Consider the following 21,492-nt stretch of genomic DNA (forward strand, 5'->3'; position numbering starts at 1 on the left):
TTCAGTTGAAGATTTGATGTTCCTTCTGGTCGTTTTCTTACGGTTTCTTATTCTAATAGGAATCCCTCTTGTAGATTAGATATGCCAGGTTATTTTGCTCAATTGTCCTGGTCATTTTCCTTTGTTATCCTGTAGATTTCTACCTCAATTCTTTCTACATCTTTTTTATGGAATTTAAAGGTTCGTTTTATTGGAAACCCTGTATTATACCATTCTGTAATAACAGCAGGTTCTATAAATTTTTTGACAAAGGCCAGACTTCCACTATTATGTATGGAATACGTAACATCCCCAACTTTCATGGCAGTTGAAAGGAACGGCCTGTCACTGCCTTTGACCTGTGCTCCAAATGGCGGGTTCATCACAACGGTATGTGCATGTCCCCTGACCTGTCTTATATCAAGACATTCAAATTCCACTTCAACCCCGAGCTTTTCTGCGTTCTCCCTTGCAATATCAAGGGCAGCAGGGTCGGAATCAAAGCCGACCACCCTCTTTGCACCAAGGACCTTAGCACCAATTGCCAGCATCCCTGTGCCGCAGCCCAGGTCGTAGACGGTGTCATCAAGGTCGCCTTTCATGAACGCGAAATGAAGCAGTTCCGCAGCAAGTACGGACGGAGTCGAATACTGTTCGAGTGTGACATCCGGGGAATCAAAACTTCTCACCTTTTCAAGAAGTATCTCCAGCTTGCGTTGTTTCATTGCTTCCTTACTCTCCCCTTATCTCATCAAAGGTTATCTCTTCCCACTCGCGCTCTCCGATCACTATCTCGAACTCCTGCGGGGTCAGCATAGGTGCAGAGAACCTGCCAACTTCATCAACTGCAAGTCTTGGACAGGCGGTGCTCACAAAAGCATCCACCTTGAACTGCAGCATCTGGTCAGGTGTTATCAGGTCCATTGTAAGTATATAAGCGGTCTTGCCTCTCTTTTCAGCAAGCTCTTTCAGCTGCCTGGCAAGAGCCATCCGGTCCTGGCCGGGCTTTGTTGACACCAGTATCCCGAAGGTTTCCGCATCCAGGGAATTGGCAATAACCGCACTGCGCTGTTTTAGTATCCTTCTGGGATCGACCTCGCGCACCTCATTTGAGAACGGATCTGCGACCAATACCCTTTTTCCGGTAGCCAGTGAAACTCCAAGGGGGTGGAACTCCCCGCTACCGATGTAGAGGAACTCATCACAGTCAAGACCGTCAGCAACTGAGAAATTGCATCCGAGAACCTGGCCTGCATAGGCTATCTTGCTGTCCCCTCTTCCGATAAGGCACTCCTTTCCTTCGGATGCAAGGATCTCGCAAACATCCGGCAGCTTCTGTATATGCTGTACCGTGGTGAGCACTCCGACACGCTTGCCTTTTATCTCAGGAACGGCTTTCCTGACCACTTCCTTCACGTCTGTATCGGAGCGTGTTTCGATAAAAATGACCTTCTCACTGTATTTGTTATCATCAAGTTGAGCATGGCCGAAATGGAACAAAATGTCAACATTGTCAAGGATAGCAACATCAAGATCACATGCACCATAACAGGGGTTTGCAGAGATCAGTATGTCAACACCGGTAGCTTCACTTATCTGTGATGCGATAGCAGGTGCACGTCTTTTAAAGCCTTCAGGGAACTGCAATCCGATAATTGCAGGTTGTGCATCCTTTATGATATCAATTATATGTTCGATCCTGAAGTCGAAGGGTTCACTGCTGCTCACCAGCCACCTCCAGAATGGAGACTCCGTTTTGGTCAACATCGATCTTGACCAGGGTGTCGATCTCATAGCCCATATCACGCATCTGAATGGCACCATCGCCCCTGCTGATAACAACGATCACGTTAGTGATCTGTGCTCCCATCTTCTCAAGGGCTGGCAGAAGTGCCTTTAATGTACCTCCAGTACTGATCACATCATCGACCACAAGCACCTTTTCGCCCTTGTTCACACCATTGATGTACAGTTCTCCCTTTGAGTAGCCGGTGCTCTGGGACAGGATGACCTCTCCTTCGAGTCCGTATTGCCTCTTCCTTACAATGGAAAATGGGATGCCTGTCTTCAGGGACAGGGTCGTTGCAAGGGGGATGCCCATTGCCTCGATGGAAACTATCCTGTCATAATCGGTACCTGCGATGCTGATCATGTGTTCGGCGATCTCATCGAGCAGTTCGGGCTCGAGTGATGGTACGCCATCTGATATCGGGTGAATGAAATAAGGGTATTCGCCTCTGTTCACAATAGGTGCTTTCCGGAGTGATTCCTGAAGAACTTCTAACATATTATCGTGCCCTTTCAATTTAGGTCAGGCCAATTACAGCCCCGGACCGCTACGATCATGCTTTCGTCACTTCAGACGAAGCAGAAGATGCAATATCCGTCAGATCGTCACGTTCCTCTTTTATTGCAGAATAAAGGGTTTCCTTACTTAAAAGTACTGGATGGTAATACCTGCCACCGGCAACCTCTGCCAGACCTTCGGCAAGTACGCTGCCACTATTGCTGATGTCTACGACCAGCATGTTGACCTTGTGGTCTGCGACCCTCCTGCACACCTGCATAAGTTCCCGTTTGATGTTGCCTCCAAGGTGCATCGGGACGTTTGCCGTACCATCTGTGACAAGTATCATAATAGGGACTGCAGCAGGTTCACGTTTAACCGCCTGAAGCAGCGTCTCAAGCCCGGTAAGCATTCCTGATGCCATTGGGGTCGTACCTCCGAACGGGACCATTTCCAGATACCTCTTTGCAGCTTCCACCGATGATGTGAACGGCAGCACAAGTTCTGCTGACCTTCCGCTGTACGTGACCAGTGAAACACGGTCCCTTCTCTGGTATGCATCCTTTAGTAATGCAAGTACAACATCAGTTGTGATCTTTATCTTCTCGCTCTCATCCATGGAGCCGGACGTATCAAAGACGATGTTAATGAGCGTGGATATTCTCCGACGCCTTATCTTCTCCCGTATGTCGCTCTTTTTGACAACGATCTTCCCGTCCACAGCACGATGTGCTGCTGCACGGATGGTGGGTGCAATAGCAATATCAGTTATCTTGTCACCGGGCATCCGGTATCTTACATATCTGCCACGCTTGCTTTTGGTAAGTACTTCCGCACGCCTGCCCGATTTGAGCCTTCCTGTCACGACCTTCTTCTTTTGTTTGTTCCTGGCAAAATCGGTGAGTATCTTGCTAACGACCTTCTCATCCTCAAAGGAGTCTTCCCTGTTTCCATTTTCAGGTGTTCCTTTTACGGAAAGTTTTTCCACTTCTGATCTTATACCTGCATCCGGAACAGCCTGTACTTGCTCCTCCTCTTTTTTATCTTTAGGCGGTCGGACCTCAATCTGCATAGTGTCTTTCGAAACTGTCTGTAATGCGGTCTCAGGAGCCTGGATTACAGCTGTTGTGTCGTTATTGTTGTTGTTATTGTTGGCCTTTTTGACAAGTACCGGAGCCTTTTTCCTTATCCTTCTCGGTCCACTCTCTACGCATGGTTCGTATTCTGTTGGAACGAGATGAACCTGGATATCTTTATCACTGCATTCTTCAACCTCTTCGGTGAGCTTGATGTTCATAACTTCGATAGGGTTAGCAATGGGGAGAAATTCAGCTTCCTCTTTTAGTTCTTCATCAGGGGTGATCCGGACGTTGACCTCATCTTCAATTGAAGTGAAAAAAGATATCGGGTCTACAACAACATGGTCGTTATCCGAAATAATAAAAACGTCTTCCACATCTTCCGGATGAAGTTTTTCCGCCATGGAGAGCAATTTCTCATGCACTGCTAATGTATTCTCTCCGCTGATCTGTGAAAGTTCTTCCAGCGGCAATCTGATGCTGAGAACAGGTCTCCCTGGGTTGAAGACCTTTATATCATAATCCCGGTCAAGACCTCTTCGCATACGCGATGCCGTAACTTTGTCCTTCATCCGTTATACCCTTATCAGACAGTCCCGTTTACCACAGCGCGAAGCTGTTCTGCACTGAACTCCTCTTCTTCGAAAGGTTTCTTTCGCATCCTGTGAGGCAGAACCATCTCGGCAGCCTCGATAATATCCTCATTAGTGATCCTTTCACGGTTCTCATAAGCTGCATTTGTACGTGCAGTACGCTCGATCATGATGTCAGCCCTGTGGCCATCAACATTGAATGCCACGCATATCTGTGCGATGGTCCTGAGGTTCTCACGTGTGGTCGTGATCCTTCCAAGCAACTGCTTTGCCTTGATGATCCTGGTTCGCAGCTTCTCCTGTTCGTTCTCAAAGTCCCTTCTGAACTGTTGCGGGTCCTTGTTGAACTGGTTCCTTCTTTCAATGATCTCTATGCGCTGCTCGATATCAGCAATACCTTCAACTTCCACCTGCAGGGCTATCCTGTCCAGAAGCTGTGGTCGAAGTTCCCCTTCTTCAGGGTTCATGCTTCCAACGATGATGAAGTTGGCAGGATGGCTGACACTGACCCCTTCTCTTTCAACGGTGTTCACACCCATTGCTGCGGCGTCCAGTAAGGCATCCACAACGAAGTCATCCAGAAGGTTGATCTCATCCACATACAGGAGGTTCCTGTTAGCATTTGCCAGAATACCGGGTTCAAAGGCCTGCACTCCTTCCTTTACCGCCTTTTCGATGTCAAGGCTGCCTACTACCCTGTCCTCTGTGGCACCTACCGGCAGGTCCACTACTTTCATGGGTGCCTTCTCTATCTTGATCATCCCTTTCTTCTGCTTATCGTTGCATTCCCAGCAGAACTTTTCCGGGTCAAGGGGGTCGCAGTTGTACTTACATCCTCCAATGACCTCGATCTCCGGAAGGATCTCTGCCAGTCCCCTTACAGCGGTTGATTTTGCTGTCCCCTTCTGTCCTCTTATCAGCACACCGCCAATAGAAGGGTTAATGGCGTTCAGGATAAGTGCACGAAGCATCATCTCCTGCCCGACAATGGCAGAGATGGGATACATTACCCTCTTTGTTTTGGTCGCTGTTCTCTGTATGTCCTCAAATCTGGTCCTTTTCACTTCTTTAGGCTTCGGGACTTCCTTTATGCTGCCTGTGATATTGGTAAAGCTCATGATATTTCCATCCTGTGAATTTTTAGCATAGATGTTATTCTGGTCACATGTATCTCAGGATCAGGGCAGAAGTGAGTGCTATGAACAGCAGTATCAGCCCAATGATGAACAGTATGAATACGATCTTCATCCTGACAGTCTTTTCCGGTTTGCTCAATGCATTTAGCTCTATCAGGGAATATAACATGGTTATCAGGAACACTATCGATGAAAGTAGCAGCAAAGATCCTGCCACGACTATGAATTCAGCGGTCCATGTAAGGTCATTTGCGTTTATCAGGTCTATGAAGAAGCTCTTTCCGTGGCGTTCATAGGCGGAGGTTATCCACATCATAGTGTACGCGATCTCTGCAGCACCCAGTATCGCAGAGCATATGGAGGTTGCCAGAAGTGTGGCCATGGCTCCGATATCCGGCAATTTCAAGTCGATCTGCCATTCATTTTCCACTTTTTCACCTTTCTCTCTTGTTTGTAAATGAGCTCTTCATCCATCGAGCCATCATCATAATTATCAGTAATTTACTTCATTTATATTGTTGAATTAATAAAACTTTATCCGTATACTACCTTATTTTGCAGCTTGCACTACTTATTTATCCATATGGAACTTTGGAACTGTTGTGAGCATACCTGAAGATCCATCCCTGTTAGAAAAGATCGAAAAGATCAAAGGAGCGATAGCTGAAAAAGAAAAAGTACTGGTTGCATTCTCCGGAGGTGTGGACAGTACAACTCTGGCAGCCCTTGCTTTTGAAGTTCTGGGGGATAATGTTCTTGCAGTGACGCTTGATTCCTGTGCGATCCCCAAAAGTGAGCTGGAGGATGCAAAGAGGACTGCAAAACAGATCGGTATCCGTCATATTGTATTGGAACACGACATGCTGTCCAATGAAATGATCAGGCAGAACGACCCGGACAGATGCTATTATTGTAAGAAGCTCTTCATGAGAACATTGAAGGATGTGATGGATCAGGAAGGCTTGAATGTCCTGCTTGAAGGAACCAATGCTTCCGAGATCACCGGTCGCAGGCCGGGCTGGGCTGCAATAAATGAAGCGGGAGATCTGGTCTTTACGCCTTATACGGAGCTCGGGATCACAAAAAAGGAAGTGCGTCAGATGGCGCGCCATCTGGGACTTGAAGTTGCCGATAAAGTCTCTAATGCCTGTCTGTTATCAAGATTGCCTTATGGTGCAGAAGTAACAAATGCATCCCTCAGGAGGATAGAACATGCGGAGGAGTTCCTTCTGTCTCTTGGGATCATGCATGTCAGGGTACGTGAACATAATGACATTGCACGTATTGAGGTATTGCCGGTAGATTTTCCTGTTGTTCATGAAAAAAGGGAGGAATTGCTGTCCCGTTTCAAAGAACTGGGGTATTCCTACACTACGCTTGACATGGAAGGATTTAGAAGTGGAAGCATGGATGAGGTGCTATAAGAATGTCCGAATACATTGACGTGGCGATCAGGGAAGCTAGTGAAAAGGATGGTGAGTCGGTCCAGTGTCTTCTTTCAACATATTTCCTTGACATGGATGAAGTTCCGATCGATGATTTCATTGTTGCAGAGGCCAGTGGCAAGATCGTGGGTGTTGCAGCTGTTGCGGACAGGAGCTGCTGTGAGATCCACTCTATAGCGGTACATCCCAATTATCGTGGTAACGGGATCGGTTCAAAGATGATTTCCTGCCTTTTTGAGAATGTAGAAAAAGACAGGGTCTACGTCAGGACCACTTCGCCTATCTTTTTCAGAAAATTAGGTTTTATAGAACTTCCAATGTCCGAGAAAGCTAACTTATGGGATGATTGTCGGGAATGCGATAGATTTGACAGATGTAAACAGCACGTGATGTGCATTCAAACGGATGAGGTCTGAACTGTGTTAACGCTTGGCATTGTGAATACTTATGATAAAATTAAGGTGCTGGATGCCCATTACCGCGCAATTGCAAGGGCTGCGCCAATTTGCTATGCTTATGGTTTTACCCTTTGTCTTTTTGATTTTCCTTTCAAGATGACCCCGGAAGAACTTGTGGAATATGTGATGGACAAGACGACCATCGGTGAGTCCGGGAAATACCTGAAATTGCTTCATGAAAGCAACCGCTTGTTCGTTTTCGACCTTCCAAAGAAAGGCTTCCAGTCCCAGTTCGGAACTGCTGTGATAACCAGTTCAAAGCCGGAGGAAAAATACGCTGTAACTCCTGAAGAGATCGCGGATGGAGTGGAGCATAATCAGTCCTATCTTCTGCTTGTCGGGCTTGGCAGGAAAGGTCTGCCCAAAAAATTGTTCTCATTTTCGGATCACCATCTTGACATTACCGGTGAAGGGATCTCTCTTGAGACATGCACTGCCATCGGCACGATCCCCTCCTACATAATGGGTATTGTTAACACCAGAAAGAAGCTGAAAAATACTTGCAAGGACAGGGGTTACTAAAAGGCATGGGTTCAGGGACTCAGGTATCCATAGTGCGCTGTGAAGATTATTCGCACGCTAAAGAAGCTGTCAGGGAAGCAATTGACCTAATCGGCGGGCTTGGGGCTATTATATTCCCGGGTGCACGGGTACTTCTCAAACCTAACCTGCTTGCTGCAACACCTCCTGAGAAAGCGGTCACTACACATCCTGCCATTGTATCTGCAATGTGTGAACTTGTTGTGGAGGCAGGAGGTATCCCCATTGTAGGCGATGGTGCAGGCATAACCCATCCGGGAGTTACCGAGGAAGCCCTGGAGATCTCCGGTATAAGGGAAGCAGCCCAAAAAGCAGGTGCTGAAGTCCTGAGCTTTGAGACATCCGGCTATGAGGTTGTTGATGTTCCCGCCTCATCACATTTCCCTAAGCTCTACATTGCAAAGCCTGTACTGGATGCAGATGTGGTAATATCACTTCCAAAACTTAAGACCCATGAACTGACCCTTTATACAGGTGCTGTAAAGAATATGTTCGGTGCGATCCCCCTGAAGCTCAGGAAGGAAGCCCATCTGCTTGGGAAAGTGGACCTTTTCTCAGAAGCAGTGGTGGATATATATTCCGCAAGGGTCCCCCATCTTGCGTTAATGGATGGTGTTGTGGGAATGGAAGGTAATGGTCCTGCAAGAGGCACGCCTGTGAATGTGGGTATAGTGATGGCAAGTTATGACTGCGTATCCCTGGATGTTGTAGCATCAAAGGTCATTGGTCTTGATCCGATGGATGTCCCGACCAACAAGGCAGCAATTGAGCGTGGATATGGTACTCCAAATCCGGGAGTATCAGGAGTTCCTCTGGATGATGTACGTATGAAGTTCAAGCTCTCAGGTACGACTCATGTGGGAAGGTTACCACCATTTCTTGTCAGCAGGCTTGGGAAACTTTTCACTATCAAGCCTTTTATCAATACTTCACAATGCACTTTGTGCGGCACATGTGTTTTGAACTGCTCGCCACATGCTATCGAACAGAAAGACGGTCGGCTGAAGATCAACCACAATAAATGTATTCTCTGCTATTGTTGCCGTGAGCTCTGTCCTTCAGGTGCTGTGGAAATGAAACGTTCACTTGTTGCAAAGCTATTGCTTAAGATAAGGAACAGGGACTAATATATGATATGCTTAAAAAAGGGTTAAGCGGCACAGGGCCGCTTATGTAATATTAATTCTTATTTTCAATCTTTTAGCTGGCAGACCTGGCTCTTGCGTAACCATTCGATGTCTGACTGGTACAGCTCACGCAGGTCCTTGAGCCCGAGCTTAAGCATTGCCACACGGCTGACACCAAGACCCCATGCAAGAACAGGCTGTTTGATCCCGAGAGGTTCGGTGACTTCCTTGCGGAACACTCCGGCTCCACCGAGTTCTACCCACCCGAGTCCGTCAATGTATACCTCAGGTTCCACACTTGGTTCTGTGTATGGGAAGTATCCCGGCCTGAACCTTACATCCTCGAATCCCATCCTGTGATAGAACTCTTCAAGGCAGCCAAGCAGGTTTGCGAATGACATGTTCTCGTCCATGATCACACCTTCGAGTTGCTCGAACTCAGGTGTGTGTGTAGGATCGATGGTCTCACGGCGGTATGCCCTGTCAATACAGAATGCCTTTACCGGCGGGTTCGGGTTGTCTGCAAGGTACTTGATGGTAACAGCGGTTGTGTGGGTTCTCAATACATCGCGTTTTGCAATATCCTCACTCCACTTTCCACCCCAACCGGTGGACGGGAGGTCACCGCCATGTTCATGCATGTCCCTGATTCCTTCCGTGTAGTCTTCAGGAAGCTCTGAACGGCTTGAAAGGTGGAACGTGTCCTGCATCTCACGGGCAGGGTGGTCCTGTGGCTGGAACAATGCGTCGAAGTTCCAGAATGAGCTTTGTACAACATCTCCTTTGATCTCGGTGAATCCCATCTCAAGGAAGATCTGGCGCATCTGGTCGATCAGGCGCTGGTATGGGTGTACCTTTGCACCATACACTGGTCTTGGGGGAGTCTGGATATTGTAAGGCCTGAAATTCTTGTTCTTCCATTCACCGCTCTTCAATAACTGGGATGTGATCTGGTTGATCTCTTCCTCAATGGTGATGCCTGCTTTTACAAGTTCAGTTCCGTCATTTGTGATGGAGACCGTACGGTCCTTATCCTCGGTCTTTGAAACAAGCTTGCGTTTGATCAGGTCCTTTATGATCTTGTTATCGGTTCCAAGCTCTTCAAGGGTATGTGCTTCCTTTGTAAATCTTGCAAGCACTTTTTCGTCTTCTGCCTCACCTGCATCGCCGGATGGGACTATCATACCGTTCTCGATGTTAGCCCAGTCTTTCCTGCGGAGCCACCCGGTTGCGATACCCACCATCTTTGGTGAGAGCTTTTCTTTTAGCTCATCGATAGGGGTTGGTTCCTGGATCGCGTTGATCAGCTGGCGCTCAGGAAGCCCTTCCTTTGCATAGGTACGACCTTCGTCTGTCAGTGTGTAAAGTTCAGTAATTGTGTCATTTACTTCTGCCAGTCCGTTCTCTGAGAGCAAAAAGGCGGATTGCATTGCAGTTTCCACTTTCATGGATGCTTTTTCTGCAAGATCTTCCGGGGTTGTGGATGCAAGTTCATCCAGTGCGAGCAGCACATTTTTTTCATTCGTAGTAAGTTTATAGTTGCTCATGTCGGTCAGGGTCCTTTTTGGGTTTATAATCCGTAATCATCCAGCCGGTCCTTTGCCAGCTCACGCTTTTCCTGGTGTTCTGTCAGGAATTCGGTCATCAGTTCTGCAGCAAGGGCTTTGCAGGTGCCACACATACGTTTTCCGCAAACACATTCATCGTAGATCTCTTCCAGTTCTTTATCGTCTTCGACGAGGTGGAACATAAGGAGTTCATAGGCAGAACAGTTATTTGGATCTCCTCCAAGCTTCTTCTGTTCTTCAAGTGTCATCCTGCCGCCGGTCTTGGCACGTTTTACCTTCTTTGCAGCGGCCTTTGGATCGTCCTTTAGTGAAATGATACTTTCAGGAACGCTGCTGGACATTTTACCTCCCTGCAGTCCTGACATGAACCTGTGGTAGGTGGAAGCAGGCGGCACAAAAGCATAGCCTCCGTACTCGATCTCAACTTCCCTTACGGTGTTCAGGAGCTTGCTGTAGTCATCAGCTCCAAAGACATCGACATGTCCTTCGAAAAGCTTTGTATCCCATGGCAGTCTTTCCGCGACATCTGCAAGTGCACCTTCAGGAGCAGCCTTGCTACGAACACTGAAATACTTGTCTTTGTTCTTATCTTCGCGTCCTTCGATCCTGAACATGTTCATCTTGTGTGCGATACCACGTGTCAGGCGCATGTGTGGGTCCTGGTCAGCACCCACAGGAATGACCGTAGGCTTTGGGCCACCATACTCTGAAAGCTGTGGCTGGAGTATATCCGCACTCTGGGAAAGTGTGCTTGTCATGTGTGATACGCTTGTCTCTCCGCTAAATCCATAGATAGCACTGAGCTCGGAGAAGTTTGTCTTTGAACCGAGTTCGAACGTAAGTTCCTTGACATTGTCGGATTCTGACTGGAAGTATATGTGCCCGTTCGGCTCAAAACCAAGGGCTATCAGGCTAACGATGTAATCTTCAATTCCGATCTGACGGCATTTTTCCCATGAAATTCCTCTTACAGAGTAGGCTTCCCTGTCTGCGATGCCCACAAAAGCATCAGCTCCCATTTTCTGGTGCCAGATGATCTCTTCCATGACCATCTTGTGTCCGAGATGTCCGCCTCCGGTGGGCATGAACCCGCTCATGACCGAAAAAGGATCCTTGTTCTTCATTGCATCTGTGATCAGGTCATAGCTCCTGTGGCCGAAGATTATCTTCCTGCGCATGTACCTGTGTGGGTCAGGGAGTTCAGAGCAAATATCCTCGAATGGAAGGATTCCGAATTCATCGAACAATTTTGAGTAATCGTCAATATTGACTGAACCCCAGGGGTCAAGTTTCATATTCATGTGCTGCCTCTGTCAAATTCCGCTTAAATATTGTTATTATCCTTGAATCGCTTAAACGTATATATCGGTTACCTGATAAGATCAAAGTCGTATGGTGTTCCGGCATCCTCCGGTATCCTCGACACAAGCTTCAGGTAATCCTTCTCCTGCATAAGACAGGAGTGCCTCTCTCCTTTAAAGTCACTGACCTTGCGTATCCTGCTCCAGATCGTCTTGAGAGGGTCTGTTTTGATGTTCCCGAAACTGAATGGTATGTAGGGGCAGGGTTTTACTGATCCTTCCACGCAGACATGCAACCAGCGCTGGCCAGCCATACATCCCAGCATCTCCCCTTCGAAATATGTATTTGCGAATATTCGGGGTCCGTCCTCTGTGGCATTTATCCTGCGGTACATTTTCATTATGATTTCCCTGTCCTCATCTGTGATTATGGGGTCTTCGGGTTTCTTTGGCACGGACTCCCATAATGAGAACTCATGTACTCCGAGTTCTTTTGCGAATTGGTACATGGATGTCAGTTTCTCAATGTTCTTTGGGGAAACATGGGTGCACATTGTAACGAGCAGGCCTGCGTCGAGTCCGTATCTGATCGCATCGGTCGCCTTTTCAAAAGCGCCTTCCAGCTTTCGCACATCATCGTGTTCTTCAGGAACAGTGGAATATATGCTCACCAAAAGGTTGTGAAGTCCGACTTCCTTTAGCCGTTCAGCAACTTCCGGTGTCATATCTGTGCCTGGTGTGTACATGTTGACAATGGCACGGTCCTTGTCAACGTAATCAATAAGTTCGAATATATCTTCTCGAAGAAGGGGATCCCCTTCGGTAAATGTGATGACCACAGCGCCCATGTCAAGGGCTTCATCGATTGCCCTTTTTACAGTATCGACATCAAGGTCTCCTTCACCGCCACTCATTAAACAATGGTCACAGTTGCATTTACACTGCCTTGTGATCTCAAAAGAGACCGTTTCGGGAATATATTTTCCAAGTGCGATCTGTGTTTCTGCAAAAAGAAGTCTTTTGAATACCTTACCCGGTATGGGTGGTAACCATGTGGATGCTATGACCCTGTCTTTCTCAACAAGGGCTGGTTTTTCAGCTTCAAGGGTGGAATTGAACTTTTTCAGGAAAGGAGAGCAAACACCACGTAAATGTCCTTTTGCTTCCAGTTGTAAAAATCCGTTCTGATGCTTCAGGTCAATGGTAAGGCCTGGAACCGAAAGTACTGTAATGTCTTCTTCACTTTGGTCCGAATCTGTTTTTCTGTCAGTGTTAGCCATTTCAAACTCCTCTCTATGTCAGGTCTTACAACCTTTTGCATCATGTTTTATGGAATGCCTTTTGGATATGTATTATATTGATGATCTTTAAAAAATCTCTTTTACATTTGTATAAACCATCGGTTAGGCATTGCTGATATTTATTATGTGCAAAAAATGAACTCCGAAACCGGGTTTGCCAGTTTCGTTCTGTAAAGAATATAACATCATTGTTTGGAAAACCGCTTTCAATAAGTCCATCGAACTCTGGCCTTGAAATTGGTTCCCGGTCCATCTAAACCCTCTTTTAGATCATGTTTCCTTCGTTATCTGCCCTTAGATAGGATCGTTCCGGGCAGACATTTCGGAAAGGGTGTAGATCAATGATGTTCTGATCAAAGAACGCTGCTTAAGCGCGTTCTGCAAATGCAAGGTTCCCGCTGATCCTCTTGATCTTGATCTTTACGACATCGCCTTTTGCAGCGCCTGGGACAAATATGGTGAACTTGGCAAGTTTAGCGATTCCGTCTCCTTTTGAACCAACGGCATCGATCCTGACCTCGTACTCCTCGCCTTCTTCGACTGCATCGCGGGGTGTTGCAATTGTGGTCCTCCTCTTTTTAACAGGACGGTGTGCACCACAAGCTGCGCATTTTAATATAAGTATCCTACCTGATTTGACAAGCTCGGTATCCGGGCGATTACATTCGGAGCATATGACATACTCTTCAACGTAGGCGTCGATATTTGATTTGATATTCTCTCTTGGGAATTTTCCCTGGAATATTGCACGACTTCCATCAAGCTTTCCGGCAGTTCCCATTTCCCTTGTGAGGAATTTCATAAGGTGGTCCGGATCTCTGTTCAGTACGTCCGCAATGTTCCCAAAGTTCTCAAGGACGGTGGTCTTACCTTCCACAAATATCCTGGGTTCGGGAATTACGAAACGAACATCCGTAGTTTCCACATCTGGCAGGTTTTCAATTGCCCTTTCCAATAGCGCTTCGTAATCATCCATTTTGATACCCTCTTGTTGATCTATGTTCTTTTTACTGTACCAGTTCCATACCCTGATCGACAACGATCCTTACAGGGGTTGGCAATTTCTGGCCAGCTTTTCGGAGAGCATCCTTTGCGCTAGGGAAGTGCTCTTTGTTCACAGATATTGTGAATACCTTCTGTCCTGCAGAAACTCTTGCTGCAGTACTTACATTCTTGCCCCATGCTGCTCTCATTCCACTTGAGACACGGTCTGCGCCTGCTCCTGTGGCCTGTTTGTTCTCTCTGAGAACCTCGTGAGGATATACCCTGAGCTTCATGTGGTAGCCGGTACGACCTGCTGCTGTTGTCATTGCTCTGTTTGCAGTGATACGTGCAGCTTCGAGAGCTGTGTGCCTGATCTGGCATCTTTCTTCTGAGATCAATGTGATCTTCACCGGGAATTCAGCTGTCTTGTTTCCATCATCGTAGTGGATTACGTGGCTGCCTGGAACACCGCCCATATATTTTCGTCTTGTGTTTGAGCGTGATTTTACGTTTCTGTACATACTTGCTGGTTTTCTTACCATGAGATTGAACCTCCTTAATATGATCAGTGTGATCTTAAGAACGCATTGAGTTTCCTGCTTTTTTGATCTGGTCGCCAGATCGCTGTTCTGGATATGTTGGCAACGCGTCTTGAAAATCTTTAAGTTGTAAATGTGTCAATGGTGCATCCCCCTACTACTTAGGGGTTTATAAGTCTTATCAATAGAAAATCTATTTTCATTTTTTCCTGTGCAGTTCTAACTTACATCTTATATATCCGGGTTTTGGGAGTATTTTACGTATTTATATTATAACAGACACCTTCTGGAAATCAATATATATTGTATGTGTATAATTTCCCATATGGACTCTGTTACTCAGAAGCACAGGAAAGATACCAGAAAAAGTCTTGATTTTTATTTGATCTCAATATCTACTTCAAGGTTTGCCAAATATGGCTCAGCCCGGTCACCTGAAGATGCTGAGGATATATCCGGGGAATTGATGGAAGAACTTGTGAAAAAGAATGGTCATCATGTACTGGGCTATGAGCTTGTTTCCGATGAACCCTCATATATAAAAAAGGCTGTTATGGATGCCCTGCAAAAAGAAGCAGATGTTATTGTTACCACTGGTGGTACCGGTCTGACCCCCGCTGATGTTACCCTCGAGTCCCTGGCACCTATGTTCGAGAAACAGATGCCCGGATTCGGGGAACTTTTCAGATATAAGAGCATTGATCAGATCGGTTCTGCAGTGATACTGACCCGTGCAGCTGCTGGAACTATAGGGGATAAAGCGATCTTCTGTCTTCCCGGATCACCAGGTGCAGTGGAACTTGCACTCTCAGAGATCATCCTTCCGGAAGCAGGTCATATTGTAAAACACATAAGGTAAATCTTTAATAATTTCCGGGATAATGCACTCAATATATTTGCATAGTCCATGCAAAAGATATATTATTAATATGATTATCCCTTAGATGTATCCATAATACATATGGTTTAATAGGTACGATTTGGAATGTGGATTAAATTCCACTTAAGTTACTGTGAGGTAATGCAAAGTCAAATCAAATACCTGTGATTTATGTGTTGACAGGAATTAATCCGTCGTAGGAAGGTTTACATGACTGAATATTTGTTTGGTATCAAAGAACTTGACGATCTGATCGGTGGTGTTAAAGAGGGCACCAACCTGATGCTTATCGGTCCTCCTATGAGTGGAAAAGATGATCTTGTTAATACTATCATATACAACGGGCTTAAAGAGGGCGATTCTTCCATTATTGTCTCTACCCGTGAGACCGGGGAACGTGTACTGGACTGGTTCTCGAATAACGGCCTGGATACTGACACTGCCAATCTCGGTGTTGTGGATTGTGTAACGAAAACACTTGGTATCCCTGCATTGGACAAAGACCACATAAAAAGGGCAGCGAGTCCTGTGGATCTTACAGGGATCGGGGTAAGGATTGGTCAGTATTTCGAGGAGTTCCTTGTTCAGAAAGAAGGCCCTGGTTTGAGATTTTGTATCAATTCCCTTTCTACTATATTGATGTATTCCAATCTTCAGACATTGTTCAGGTTCTTACATGTTTTCACAGGTCGTGTTAAAGCATCAAATTCCTTTGGTATCTTCATTGTGGAAGACGAAATGCATGATCCACAGACAGTAGCGACCCTGAAACAGCTTTTTGATGGGATGATAGAAATAAAGGAAACTGATTCCGGTTATTCTATCAGGATATTGGGCATTACTCCAAAACCTACTCCGTGGTATGAGTTTGAGGTCGATGGCAGCAATGTACGTATCGAGAAGCCTGAATAAACCTTTTCTTAATTAAAGTCGGCTATTTTGCATTATCATATGCAAATACTGCCGCAAGGTATAATTGACATAAATTTTGTGTAGGTTCATATGGATAAAGAAAAGCTGTACAAACTAAGGTCCGAAGCAACCCACATAAAACCTATAATAAATGTAGGCAAAGGCGGGGTTTCCGACCAACTGATAACCGAACTGAAAAAACTCATTAAAGATCGGCATCTTGTCAAAGTTAAGGTCTTAAAGAGTGCTTCTTACGAGGAAGAGGATGGAATTGACGGCATTGCTGAAAAGCTTGCAGATGCCACAAGGTCGACCATCATTGATGTAAGAGGTCATTCTGTAGTACTTTACCGCTAATGTTCAGACATTCTCTCCTGAAATGATCTCAACTTTTTGCAAGGTGATAAGTTCTTTTGGAACCATCCTGCAAAGTTCAGGGAGAATCCTTCTTATCTTTTCTTCGGAATCGACTGCTTCCACAATAATTGGCAGGTCTGTGCCGAGTCTCAGGATGCTTGTTGTATGTATCTTGCTATGAACTCCGTATCCTTCGATGCCATGAAGAACGGTTGCGCCGGCGATCTTTGAATCCCTCATAAATTCAAGTATCTCCTCATGTGCAGGTTTTCCATTGCAGCAATCGTTCTCACTAAGGTATATCCTGAGAATAGCTGATGTCATATATCAATCTCTATTTTCAAATTAGATTAAACTTGTTATCTGCTGTCCGATGTAAACCCCTGAAAGACAAAGCAACAGGTTGAGTGTGATATTGGACACAAATAGTGCTGTGCGGCCCTCTTCGAGCAGCTTGAAGCTTTCATATGCAAAGGTTGAGAACGTTGTGAAGGAGCCGAGGATCCCTATGTTGATAAGGTGAAAGCTGGCGTATGGTTCCGAAAGAAATGTCAGTGTGGATAATATTGTGCTTCCGATAACATTCACAAGAAGGGTTCCTGTGGGAAGCCCTTTCAGAAGCGGTACGGTCCCTGATACAAGATACCTGAGGCAGGCTCCTATGGAACCTCCAAGCCCCACCAGCAGTAATGCTTCAATTCCTATGGCCATGTCCTTTCCTCCTGAACAGGTAGACGATAATGCCTCTTCCGAGGAACACTGCCAATAGGGTCAGTACGAGATTGCTTCCGATATTAAAGATCGCAGAGGTCCCTCCAAGCGTGTAGGTTTCAACGGCGAAAGTAGAAAAGGTCGTGAAAGCCCCCATAAAACCTGTGCCAAATGTCAGTCGTGTTCTCTGGCTTATGTGGCCAAGGTAATCATAATCATACATCATCATTCCCAGAAGAAGGCTTCCAAATACATTCACAACCAGTGTTCCATTGGGTGAAATGGTGCTGGATGAAACTGCATATCTGGATACAGCACCTAAAAATCCTCCGAATGCTATACTTGCCAGGTCCTGTGTTTGTTCCGGGAGTGTCATTTATGAAATTGAAGTTCAATGCAGGAAGCGTCTTAAGAAGATCAGCCACCTGATACCGGTGGGAATATTGCGATCTCATCGTCATCATTGACAATGGTATCCAGCCCTTCAAGATGCAGGATGTTGTTTCCATTTATGAGTATGTTGATGTAGCTTCGAAGTTCCCTGTTCCCTTCGACATCGTTGAAGATCAGTTCCTGAAGCTGTGGGAATCTTGTGAGAAGGCCATCAAGGATCTCCTGTACGTTCTCTCCTTGCATCTCCATTTCAGATTCTCCTGCTGATTCCCTGAGATTTGCAAATAACTTTATTTTTGCCATAACCATGAGAATTTCTGACTACTGCATATTAAATAAAACTAATCCAAATACGTCAAAAATGACTTCTCAGTAGCATGTTGTAAATGTTAATGATAAGTGTTAATTAAAAAAGTTTGAAATCTGGTGGGATAGCGCGGATTTGAACCGCAGTCCAAGCGTCCCAAACGCTCGAGGATCGACCAGGCTACCCTACTATCCCATCATGTTCATTGCATGCAAAATACCTCGCATGCAGTGCCTTTGGAAGCACGTTCCCCTAAATAGAAGTCATAGTAGATATACTTAACTATCCGTGGGCGAATCTTTGGCAATTTATTGCTTAATTTCAGTGATCTTTGTACGAATGTTGTTTAGTTGTTATTGATGCGGATGTCATGTTCGATCAATATCCCTTACCTGGGCCGGATATGTGAAAATTCACTTCCAGCGTTTGTAGGCATCATTCTCGACATCCATGAGGTCGAGTGCTCGTCCTGCCATGAAATTGATGAGGTCGTCGATGGATCCCGGCCGGTTGTAATATGCAGGACAGGCGGGTAGCAGGATAGCTCCGGCATTATGTGCTTTCAGCATATTCTCGATATGGATGCCACTGAGCGGGGTTTCCCGGGTCATGAGGATGAGCTTTCTCCTGTCCTTAAGGCATACATCCGCTGTGCGTGCAATGAGGTTGTCTGAGGTTCCGTTTGCCACTGATGCAAGTGTTTTCATGCTGCAGGGCGCTACGATCATGCCTGCGAAGGGGTGTGATCCACTTGCTATGGGTGCGGTGAAGTCATTCTCATCATGGACCGATGTTGCCAGTTCCTTTATTCCTTCAGGTGTAAGGTCGGTCTCCACTTCGATGATCTTCTCTGCAGCCTTTGTGAGTATCAGATGAGTGTCTATATCCATATCTGCCAGAAGCTCAAGCAACCGGATACCATATTGTGCACCGGAGGCTCCACTTATCCCGATAACGATCTCCATTCTTATTTCTCCTTAAGCGATCCCATGAACTCATCTATCAGTTCGTTCGAAGCGGATAACACTTCTTCGATCTCTTCAACTGTAATATTCTCGAAATTTATTCCTACGGTAACAACTGTTGTGCTATGAGTGACCGAGCTTATACGCCTTGCAGCATCAAGAGCGATAGCGTCATCTCTGTGGGATGGAAGGGTGATCACCGATGAGGATGCATGTCCAGGTACTCTGTCATAGTATCCCACCGCTACTGCTCCAATGTGACCTTTACCGCCTGTAAGTGTTATCACCAGGTCTTCACCGATGATCCGATGTTCAAGTAAAAGTTCTCCTCTGCTTGTTTGTGTTCTCATTTCCTGCAAAGTATCACCTCATAGGTCTGTAAGTCTGAACTGCTTTGTTCCCTTCTTTGTGTCAAAGAACTCCTGTGCAGCCTTCCTGACAGTTTCCCTGTGTTCCTTAATAGTGTATACACCCATTCTCCAGTTATCCTGATGTGCATTCTCTATCGTTGCCACAATATTGGAGGCTTCATCAAGCCTCAGCATCTTCCCGTCAACCTTGATCAATGCCTTCATTTCTGCGATCTCTGGTCTCTTTGGGATATCGATCAGTATCTCGCTGCTGTCGATACCAACCATCTCAGCGATCTCATTTTCCACCCGGTCGACCTTTCCCCTGTAACGCAGGACGTTCTCACCAACAACATCAATACCGACATGAAGGGCACGTTTGTAAAGCCTTCTTTCATCAAGTCGTTTTCCAAGTTCACCTGCGTATCCATCGTCCGCCCTGATCATCTCGAACAATCTGGCATCTTCCATCTGGCGCAGTTTGAACGGGTCGAGTGTCTTCTTGTTGATAAGGTCCTGGACCGCCCTCGTGAACATCGTTTCGGCTATCCTGGATACGTGATGGTAATAGACCGATGGGTGCATAAGGAAACGTGAGACGAGAAGTGATTCTGCAGCTTTCAGGCCTCCCAGTCCGACAACCAGATTGTCCTCATAGAACTGCATTTCATGTATCAGGCGTGCATGGTCCACAAGTCCGAACGCAACACCTGTGTAATGGGCATCCCTTACCAGATAGTCCATGCGGTCAACATCGATCTCGCTGTTCACGATCTTTCCCAGTGAGGTCTCACCCTTTATGTGGTCTGCAATGGTCACAGGATCAAGTCCATGTTCGTCCAGTATTTCTGCGATCTCGCCTTTTTTGAGGATGGGTTTCACATCTTCATGTCTCTGGCGAGTATACTGTTTTATGATACTCTCTGTGACATGTGACAGTGGCCCGTGGCCGACGTCATGAAGAAGTGCAGCTGCACGAATCTCATCCTTTTCATCTTTCTCGATCGAGTTTAGTTGGGATGTCAGGGTAGTTGCAAGGTGCATTACTCCAAGGGAATGTTCAAAACGAGTATGGTTAGCTCCGGGATATACAAGATTGGACAGACCTAATTGCTGAATTCTCCTTAAACGCTGCATTTGAGGTGTATCTATCAATGACAATACAAGCTGGTCCAGTTCTATGTACCCGTGTACCGGATCCCGAATGACTTTCATATGCTTTAAATAGTGTTCATTGTATAATGATGTTCCGTTATTTGAAGGAAACCGAGGTTGTTGTATGATCGTATTATCGGGTGGAACCGGAACTCCCAAATTGCTTGATGGCTTAAGACATGTCCTTCCTGAAGAAGATATAACGGTGGTCGTGAACACAGCTGAAGACCTGTGGGTATCTGGAAATCTGATCACTCCTGATATTGATACTGTGCTCTATTTACTATCTGACAGGATCGATAAGGAGAAATGGTGGGGTGTAAGAAATGATACCTTCAGTACCCATGAAGCAATGAAGCTTGCCGGTCATGACGAGGGAATGATGATAGGCGATCTTGACAGGGCCACTCACATCATGCGGTCTGAATTGCTAAGGCAGGATCTCTCTCTTACAGAAGCTATACGGAAAATGACCTCTTCATTCGGGATCAGGTCCCGTATATTGCCAATGTCGGATGATCCTGTATCTACAATGATAACAACATCATCCGGCAGGATACATTTTCAGGATTTCTGGGTAAAACAACATGGTGAGTCAGATGTGTCAGAGGTTTCACAGGATGGCATCGAGGACGCATCCATATCTCCGGGGGTAATTGAAGCTCTTGAAAAGGAGGATGAGGTTCTGATAGGACCCAGCAATCCGATCACAAGTATTGGTCCGATCATTAACCTGCCTGGTATGCGCAAGATCCTCAAAGAAAAAAAAGTAGTTGCAGTAAGTCCTATTATAGGACGGGAACCCATAAGTGGCCCGGCAGGAAAACTAATGAGTGCATGCGGGCTCGATGTTTCTTCAGCAGGAGTTGCAGAGTGCTACAATGATATCCTTGATGCTATGGTCCTTGATGTAAGGGATGAAGCAGCAGGGGATGCCATAAAGGACATGGGAATTGAAGTCTTTTTTAAGGATACTTTGATGAGATCGGTGGATATAAGCAAGGATCTTGCAGAAAGTATCATCGATATTTTCAATACTATCTAAAATTTATATAAATGTCCGGCATACAATAATGCATTAAAGTATCCCTGTTAACATCTTCAGAAAAACAGTTTATTTCATAA

General features: G+C 45.9%; 26 protein-coding genes and 1 tRNA gene. 8 read left to right on the forward strand and 19 right to left on the reverse strand.

Annotated elements, in window-relative coordinates; translation table 11 throughout:
* Nucleotides 1-98: 98 nt before the first annotated feature.
* Genes BMX02_RS00725 through BMX02_RS00750 form a run of 6 tightly spaced genes read right to left on the reverse strand, consistent with a single transcriptional unit; the run spans nt 99 to nt 5,504 of the window.
* A complete protein-coding gene (locus BMX02_RS00725; RefSeq protein ID WP_091688176.1) occupies nt 99-704 on the reverse strand; it encodes an METTL5 family protein in 606 nt (201 codons plus the stop codon).
* A 7-nt stretch (nt 705-711) separates the two neighbouring features.
* Complete coding sequence (dph2, locus tag BMX02_RS00730; protein WP_244625090.1) at nt 712-1,707, reverse strand: diphthamide biosynthesis enzyme Dph2; 996 nt, start codon at nt 1,705-1,707, stop codon at nt 712-714.
* Entirely contained in the window at nt 1,694-2,266 is a 573-nt protein-coding gene (gene hpt / locus BMX02_RS00735; RefSeq protein ID WP_091688180.1) for a hypoxanthine/guanine phosphoribosyltransferase, read from the reverse strand. Before hpt ends, dph2 begins: the two co-directional genes overlap by 14 nt.
* 55 nt (nt 2,267-2,321) lie before the next feature.
* Nucleotides 2,322-3,917, reverse strand: a complete 1,596-nt coding sequence (locus BMX02_RS00740) for a VWA domain-containing protein (RefSeq protein ID WP_091688182.1) — start codon at nt 3,915-3,917, stop codon at nt 2,322-2,324.
* Between the two features lie 14 nt (nt 3,918-3,931).
* Entirely contained in the window at nt 3,932-5,056 is a 1,125-nt protein-coding gene (locus BMX02_RS00745; RefSeq protein WP_244625098.1) for a magnesium chelatase ATPase subunit I, read from the reverse strand.
* A 43-nt stretch (nt 5,057-5,099) separates the two neighbouring features.
* Nucleotides 5,100-5,504: a hypothetical protein gene (locus BMX02_RS00750; protein WP_091688184.1), complete on the reverse strand. Its 405-nt coding sequence runs from the start codon at nt 5,502-5,504 to the stop codon at nt 5,100-5,102.
* A gap of 172 nt (nt 5,505-5,676) precedes the next feature.
* On the opposite strand from BMX02_RS00750, the gene larE reads away from it, so the two are divergent.
* The 4 genes from larE to BMX02_RS00770 are packed head-to-tail and all read left to right on the forward strand — an operon-like array spanning nt 5,677 to nt 8,644.
* A complete protein-coding gene (gene larE / locus BMX02_RS00755; RefSeq protein ID WP_244625107.1) occupies nt 5,677-6,498 on the forward strand; it encodes an ATP-dependent sacrificial sulfur transferase LarE in 822 nt (273 codons plus the stop codon).
* A 2-nt stretch (nt 6,499-6,500) separates the two neighbouring features.
* A complete protein-coding gene (locus tag BMX02_RS00760; protein WP_091688186.1) occupies nt 6,501-6,935 on the forward strand; it encodes a GNAT family N-acetyltransferase in 435 nt (144 codons plus the stop codon).
* A gap of 3 nt (nt 6,936-6,938) precedes the next feature.
* Nucleotides 6,939-7,499 (forward strand): DUF531 domain-containing protein, encoded by a 561-nt coding sequence (locus tag BMX02_RS00765; RefSeq protein WP_091688188.1) that lies wholly within the window; start codon nt 6,939-6,941, stop codon nt 7,497-7,499.
* Nucleotides 7,500-7,504: 5 nt separating this feature from the next.
* Nucleotides 7,505-8,644 (forward strand): DUF362 domain-containing protein, encoded by a 1,140-nt coding sequence (locus BMX02_RS00770; RefSeq protein ID WP_091688190.1) that lies wholly within the window; start codon nt 7,505-7,507, stop codon nt 8,642-8,644.
* A 65-nt stretch (nt 8,645-8,709) separates the two neighbouring features.
* Here the strand turns inward: BMX02_RS00770 and pheS are convergent, their stop codons facing one another.
* From pheS to BMX02_RS00800, 5 genes are all read right to left on the reverse strand, one after another.
* On the reverse strand, nt 8,710-10,191 hold the full coding sequence (pheS, locus tag BMX02_RS00775; protein ID WP_091688192.1) for a phenylalanine--tRNA ligase subunit alpha: 1,482 nt from the start codon (nt 10,189-10,191) through the stop codon (nt 8,710-8,712).
* A gap of 23 nt (nt 10,192-10,214) precedes the next feature.
* On the reverse strand, nt 10,215-11,513 hold the full coding sequence (locus BMX02_RS00780) for a tryptophan--tRNA ligase (protein ID WP_091688195.1): 1,299 nt from the start codon (nt 11,511-11,513) through the stop codon (nt 10,215-10,217).
* Between the two features lie 68 nt (nt 11,514-11,581).
* Complete coding sequence (locus BMX02_RS00785; protein ID WP_091688197.1) at nt 11,582-12,793, reverse strand: radical SAM/SPASM domain-containing protein; 1,212 nt, start codon at nt 12,791-12,793, stop codon at nt 11,582-11,584.
* A gap of 388 nt (nt 12,794-13,181) precedes the next feature.
* Nucleotides 13,182-13,790 (reverse strand): translation initiation factor IF-2 subunit beta, encoded by a 609-nt coding sequence (locus tag BMX02_RS00795; RefSeq protein WP_091688201.1) that lies wholly within the window; start codon nt 13,788-13,790, stop codon nt 13,182-13,184.
* 31 nt (nt 13,791-13,821) lie between these two features.
* Nucleotides 13,822-14,340 (reverse strand): 50S ribosomal protein L16, encoded by a 519-nt coding sequence (locus BMX02_RS00800; RefSeq protein ID WP_091688203.1) that lies wholly within the window; start codon nt 14,338-14,340, stop codon nt 13,822-13,824.
* A gap of 322 nt (nt 14,341-14,662) precedes the next feature.
* Here BMX02_RS00800 and BMX02_RS00805 point away from each other — a divergent pair, with 322 nt between their 5' ends.
* The 3 genes from BMX02_RS00805 (at nt 14,663) to BMX02_RS00815 (ending at nt 16,486) form a co-directional block, all read left to right on the forward strand.
* On the forward strand, nt 14,663-15,196 hold the full coding sequence (locus BMX02_RS00805; RefSeq protein ID WP_091688205.1) for a MogA/MoaB family molybdenum cofactor biosynthesis protein: 534 nt from the start codon (nt 14,663-14,665) through the stop codon (nt 15,194-15,196).
* Between the two features lie 231 nt (nt 15,197-15,427).
* Nucleotides 15,428-16,129, forward strand: coding sequence for an RAD55 family ATPase (locus BMX02_RS00810; RefSeq protein WP_091688207.1), 702 nt, complete (start codon nt 15,428-15,430; stop codon nt 16,127-16,129).
* Nucleotides 16,130-16,219: 90 nt separating this feature from the next.
* A complete protein-coding gene (locus tag BMX02_RS00815; protein ID WP_091688209.1) occupies nt 16,220-16,486 on the forward strand; it encodes a YhbY family RNA-binding protein in 267 nt (88 codons plus the stop codon).
* A gap of 3 nt (nt 16,487-16,489) precedes the next feature.
* Here BMX02_RS00815 and BMX02_RS00820 read toward each other — a convergent pair whose 3' ends face one another.
* The 8 genes from BMX02_RS00820 to BMX02_RS00855 all read right to left on the reverse strand — a co-directional run bounded on the left by BMX02_RS00820 (nt 16,490) and on the right by BMX02_RS00855 (nt 20,427).
* Nucleotides 16,490-16,810 carry a DUF190 domain-containing protein gene (locus BMX02_RS00820; RefSeq protein ID WP_091688210.1) on the reverse strand — a complete coding sequence of 107 codons (321 nt, stop codon included), beginning with the start codon at nt 16,808-16,810 and terminating at the stop codon, nt 16,490-16,492.
* A 21-nt stretch (nt 16,811-16,831) separates the two neighbouring features.
* A complete protein-coding gene (gene crcB, locus BMX02_RS00825) occupies nt 16,832-17,197 on the reverse strand; it encodes a fluoride efflux transporter CrcB (protein ID WP_091688212.1) in 366 nt (121 codons plus the stop codon).
* Nucleotides 17,181-17,573 (reverse strand): fluoride efflux transporter CrcB, encoded by a 393-nt coding sequence (gene crcB, locus BMX02_RS00830; RefSeq protein WP_091688214.1) that lies wholly within the window; start codon nt 17,571-17,573, stop codon nt 17,181-17,183. The genes crcB (BMX02_RS00825) and crcB (BMX02_RS00830) overlap by 17 nt, the downstream gene beginning before the upstream one ends.
* A 41-nt stretch (nt 17,574-17,614) precedes the next feature.
* Nucleotides 17,615-17,893: a ubiquitin-like small modifier protein 1 gene (locus tag BMX02_RS00835; RefSeq protein ID WP_342707183.1), complete on the reverse strand. Its 279-nt coding sequence runs from the start codon at nt 17,891-17,893 to the stop codon at nt 17,615-17,617.
* 121 nt (nt 17,894-18,014) lie between these two features.
* Nucleotides 18,015-18,092: transfer RNA gene (locus BMX02_RS00840), tRNA-Pro, on the reverse strand.
* 218 nt (nt 18,093-18,310) lie between these two features.
* Complete coding sequence (locus BMX02_RS00845; protein ID WP_091688218.1) at nt 18,311-18,862, reverse strand: UbiX family flavin prenyltransferase; 552 nt, start codon at nt 18,860-18,862, stop codon at nt 18,311-18,313.
* A 2-nt stretch (nt 18,863-18,864) separates the two neighbouring features.
* A complete protein-coding gene (gene lpdD / locus BMX02_RS00850; RefSeq protein WP_091689045.1) occupies nt 18,865-19,212 on the reverse strand; it encodes a prenylated flavin chaperone LpdD in 348 nt (115 codons plus the stop codon).
* An 18-nt stretch (nt 19,213-19,230) separates the two neighbouring features.
* Nucleotides 19,231-20,427: an HD domain-containing protein gene (locus BMX02_RS00855; protein ID WP_091688220.1), complete on the reverse strand. Its 1,197-nt coding sequence runs from the start codon at nt 20,425-20,427 to the stop codon at nt 19,231-19,233.
* Between the two features lie 64 nt (nt 20,428-20,491).
* Between BMX02_RS00855 and cofD the strand changes: the two genes are divergently transcribed.
* Nucleotides 20,492-21,412, forward strand: coding sequence for a 2-phospho-L-lactate transferase (gene cofD, locus BMX02_RS00860; RefSeq protein ID WP_091688221.1), 921 nt, complete (start codon nt 20,492-20,494; stop codon nt 21,410-21,412).
* The last annotated feature ends 80 nt before the right edge of the window (nt 21,413-21,492 follow it).

Source organism: Methanococcoides vulcani (assembly GCF_900111645.1).
GTDB classification, from domain to species: domain Archaea; phylum Halobacteriota; class Methanosarcinia; order Methanosarcinales; family Methanosarcinaceae; genus Methanococcoides; species Methanococcoides vulcani.

Coding starts and splice junctions, on each gene's coding strand:
- crcB (WP_091688212.1), bottom strand. CDS start 17,197: ATGGCCATAGGAATTGAAGCATTACTGCTGGTGGGGCTTGGAGGTTCC.
- BMX02_RS00745 (WP_244625098.1), bottom strand. CDS start 5,056: ATGAGCTTTACCAATATCACAGGCAGCATAAAGGAAGTCCCGAAGCCT.
- BMX02_RS00805 (WP_091688205.1), top strand. CDS start 14,663: ATGGACTCTGTTACTCAGAAGCACAGGAAAGATACCAGAAAAAGTCTT.
- cofD (WP_091688221.1), top strand. CDS start 20,492: ATGATCGTATTATCGGGTGGAACCGGAACTCCCAAATTGCTTGATGGC.
- BMX02_RS00795 (WP_091688201.1), bottom strand. CDS start 13,790: ATGGATGATTACGAAGCGCTATTGGAAAGGGCAATTGAAAACCTGCCA.
- BMX02_RS00845 (WP_091688218.1), bottom strand. CDS start 18,862: ATGGAGATCGTTATCGGGATAAGTGGAGCCTCCGGTGCACAATATGGT.
- BMX02_RS00770 (WP_091688190.1), top strand. CDS start 7,505: ATGGGTTCAGGGACTCAGGTATCCATAGTGCGCTGTGAAGATTATTCG.
- BMX02_RS00725 (WP_091688176.1), bottom strand. CDS start 704: ATGAAACAACGCAAGCTGGAGATACTTCTTGAAAAGGTGAGAAGTTTT.
- hpt (WP_091688180.1), bottom strand. CDS start 2,266: ATGTTAGAAGTTCTTCAGGAATCACTCCGGAAAGCACCTATTGTGAAC.
- BMX02_RS00820 (WP_091688210.1), bottom strand. CDS start 16,810: ATGACATCAGCTATTCTCAGGATATACCTTAGTGAGAACGATTGCTGC.
- BMX02_RS00815 (WP_091688209.1), top strand. CDS start 16,220: ATGGATAAAGAAAAGCTGTACAAACTAAGGTCCGAAGCAACCCACATA.
- crcB (WP_091688214.1), bottom strand. CDS start 17,573: ATGACACTCCCGGAACAAACACAGGACCTGGCAAGTATAGCATTCGGA.
- lpdD (WP_091689045.1), bottom strand. CDS start 19,212: ATGAGAACACAAACAAGCAGAGGAGAACTTTTACTTGAACATCGGATC.
- BMX02_RS00785 (WP_091688197.1), bottom strand. CDS start 12,793: ATGGCTAACACTGACAGAAAAACAGATTCGGACCAAAGTGAAGAAGAC.
- BMX02_RS00760 (WP_091688186.1), top strand. CDS start 6,501: ATGTCCGAATACATTGACGTGGCGATCAGGGAAGCTAGTGAAAAGGAT.
- BMX02_RS00810 (WP_091688207.1), top strand. CDS start 15,428: ATGACTGAATATTTGTTTGGTATCAAAGAACTTGACGATCTGATCGGT.
- BMX02_RS00740 (WP_091688182.1), bottom strand. CDS start 3,917: ATGAAGGACAAAGTTACGGCATCGCGTATGCGAAGAGGTCTTGACCGG.
- pheS (WP_091688192.1), bottom strand. CDS start 10,191: ATGAGCAACTATAAACTTACTACGAATGAAAAAAATGTGCTGCTCGCA.
- BMX02_RS00835 (WP_342707183.1), bottom strand. CDS start 17,893: ATGGCAAAAATAAAGTTATTTGCAAATCTCAGGGAATCAGCAGGAGAA.
- BMX02_RS00855 (WP_091688220.1), bottom strand. CDS start 20,427: ATGAAAGTCATTCGGGATCCGGTACACGGGTACATAGAACTGGACCAG.
- BMX02_RS00780 (WP_091688195.1), bottom strand. CDS start 11,513: ATGAATATGAAACTTGACCCCTGGGGTTCAGTCAATATTGACGATTAC.
- BMX02_RS00800 (WP_091688203.1), bottom strand. CDS start 14,340: ATGGTAAGAAAACCAGCAAGTATGTACAGAAACGTAAAATCACGCTCA.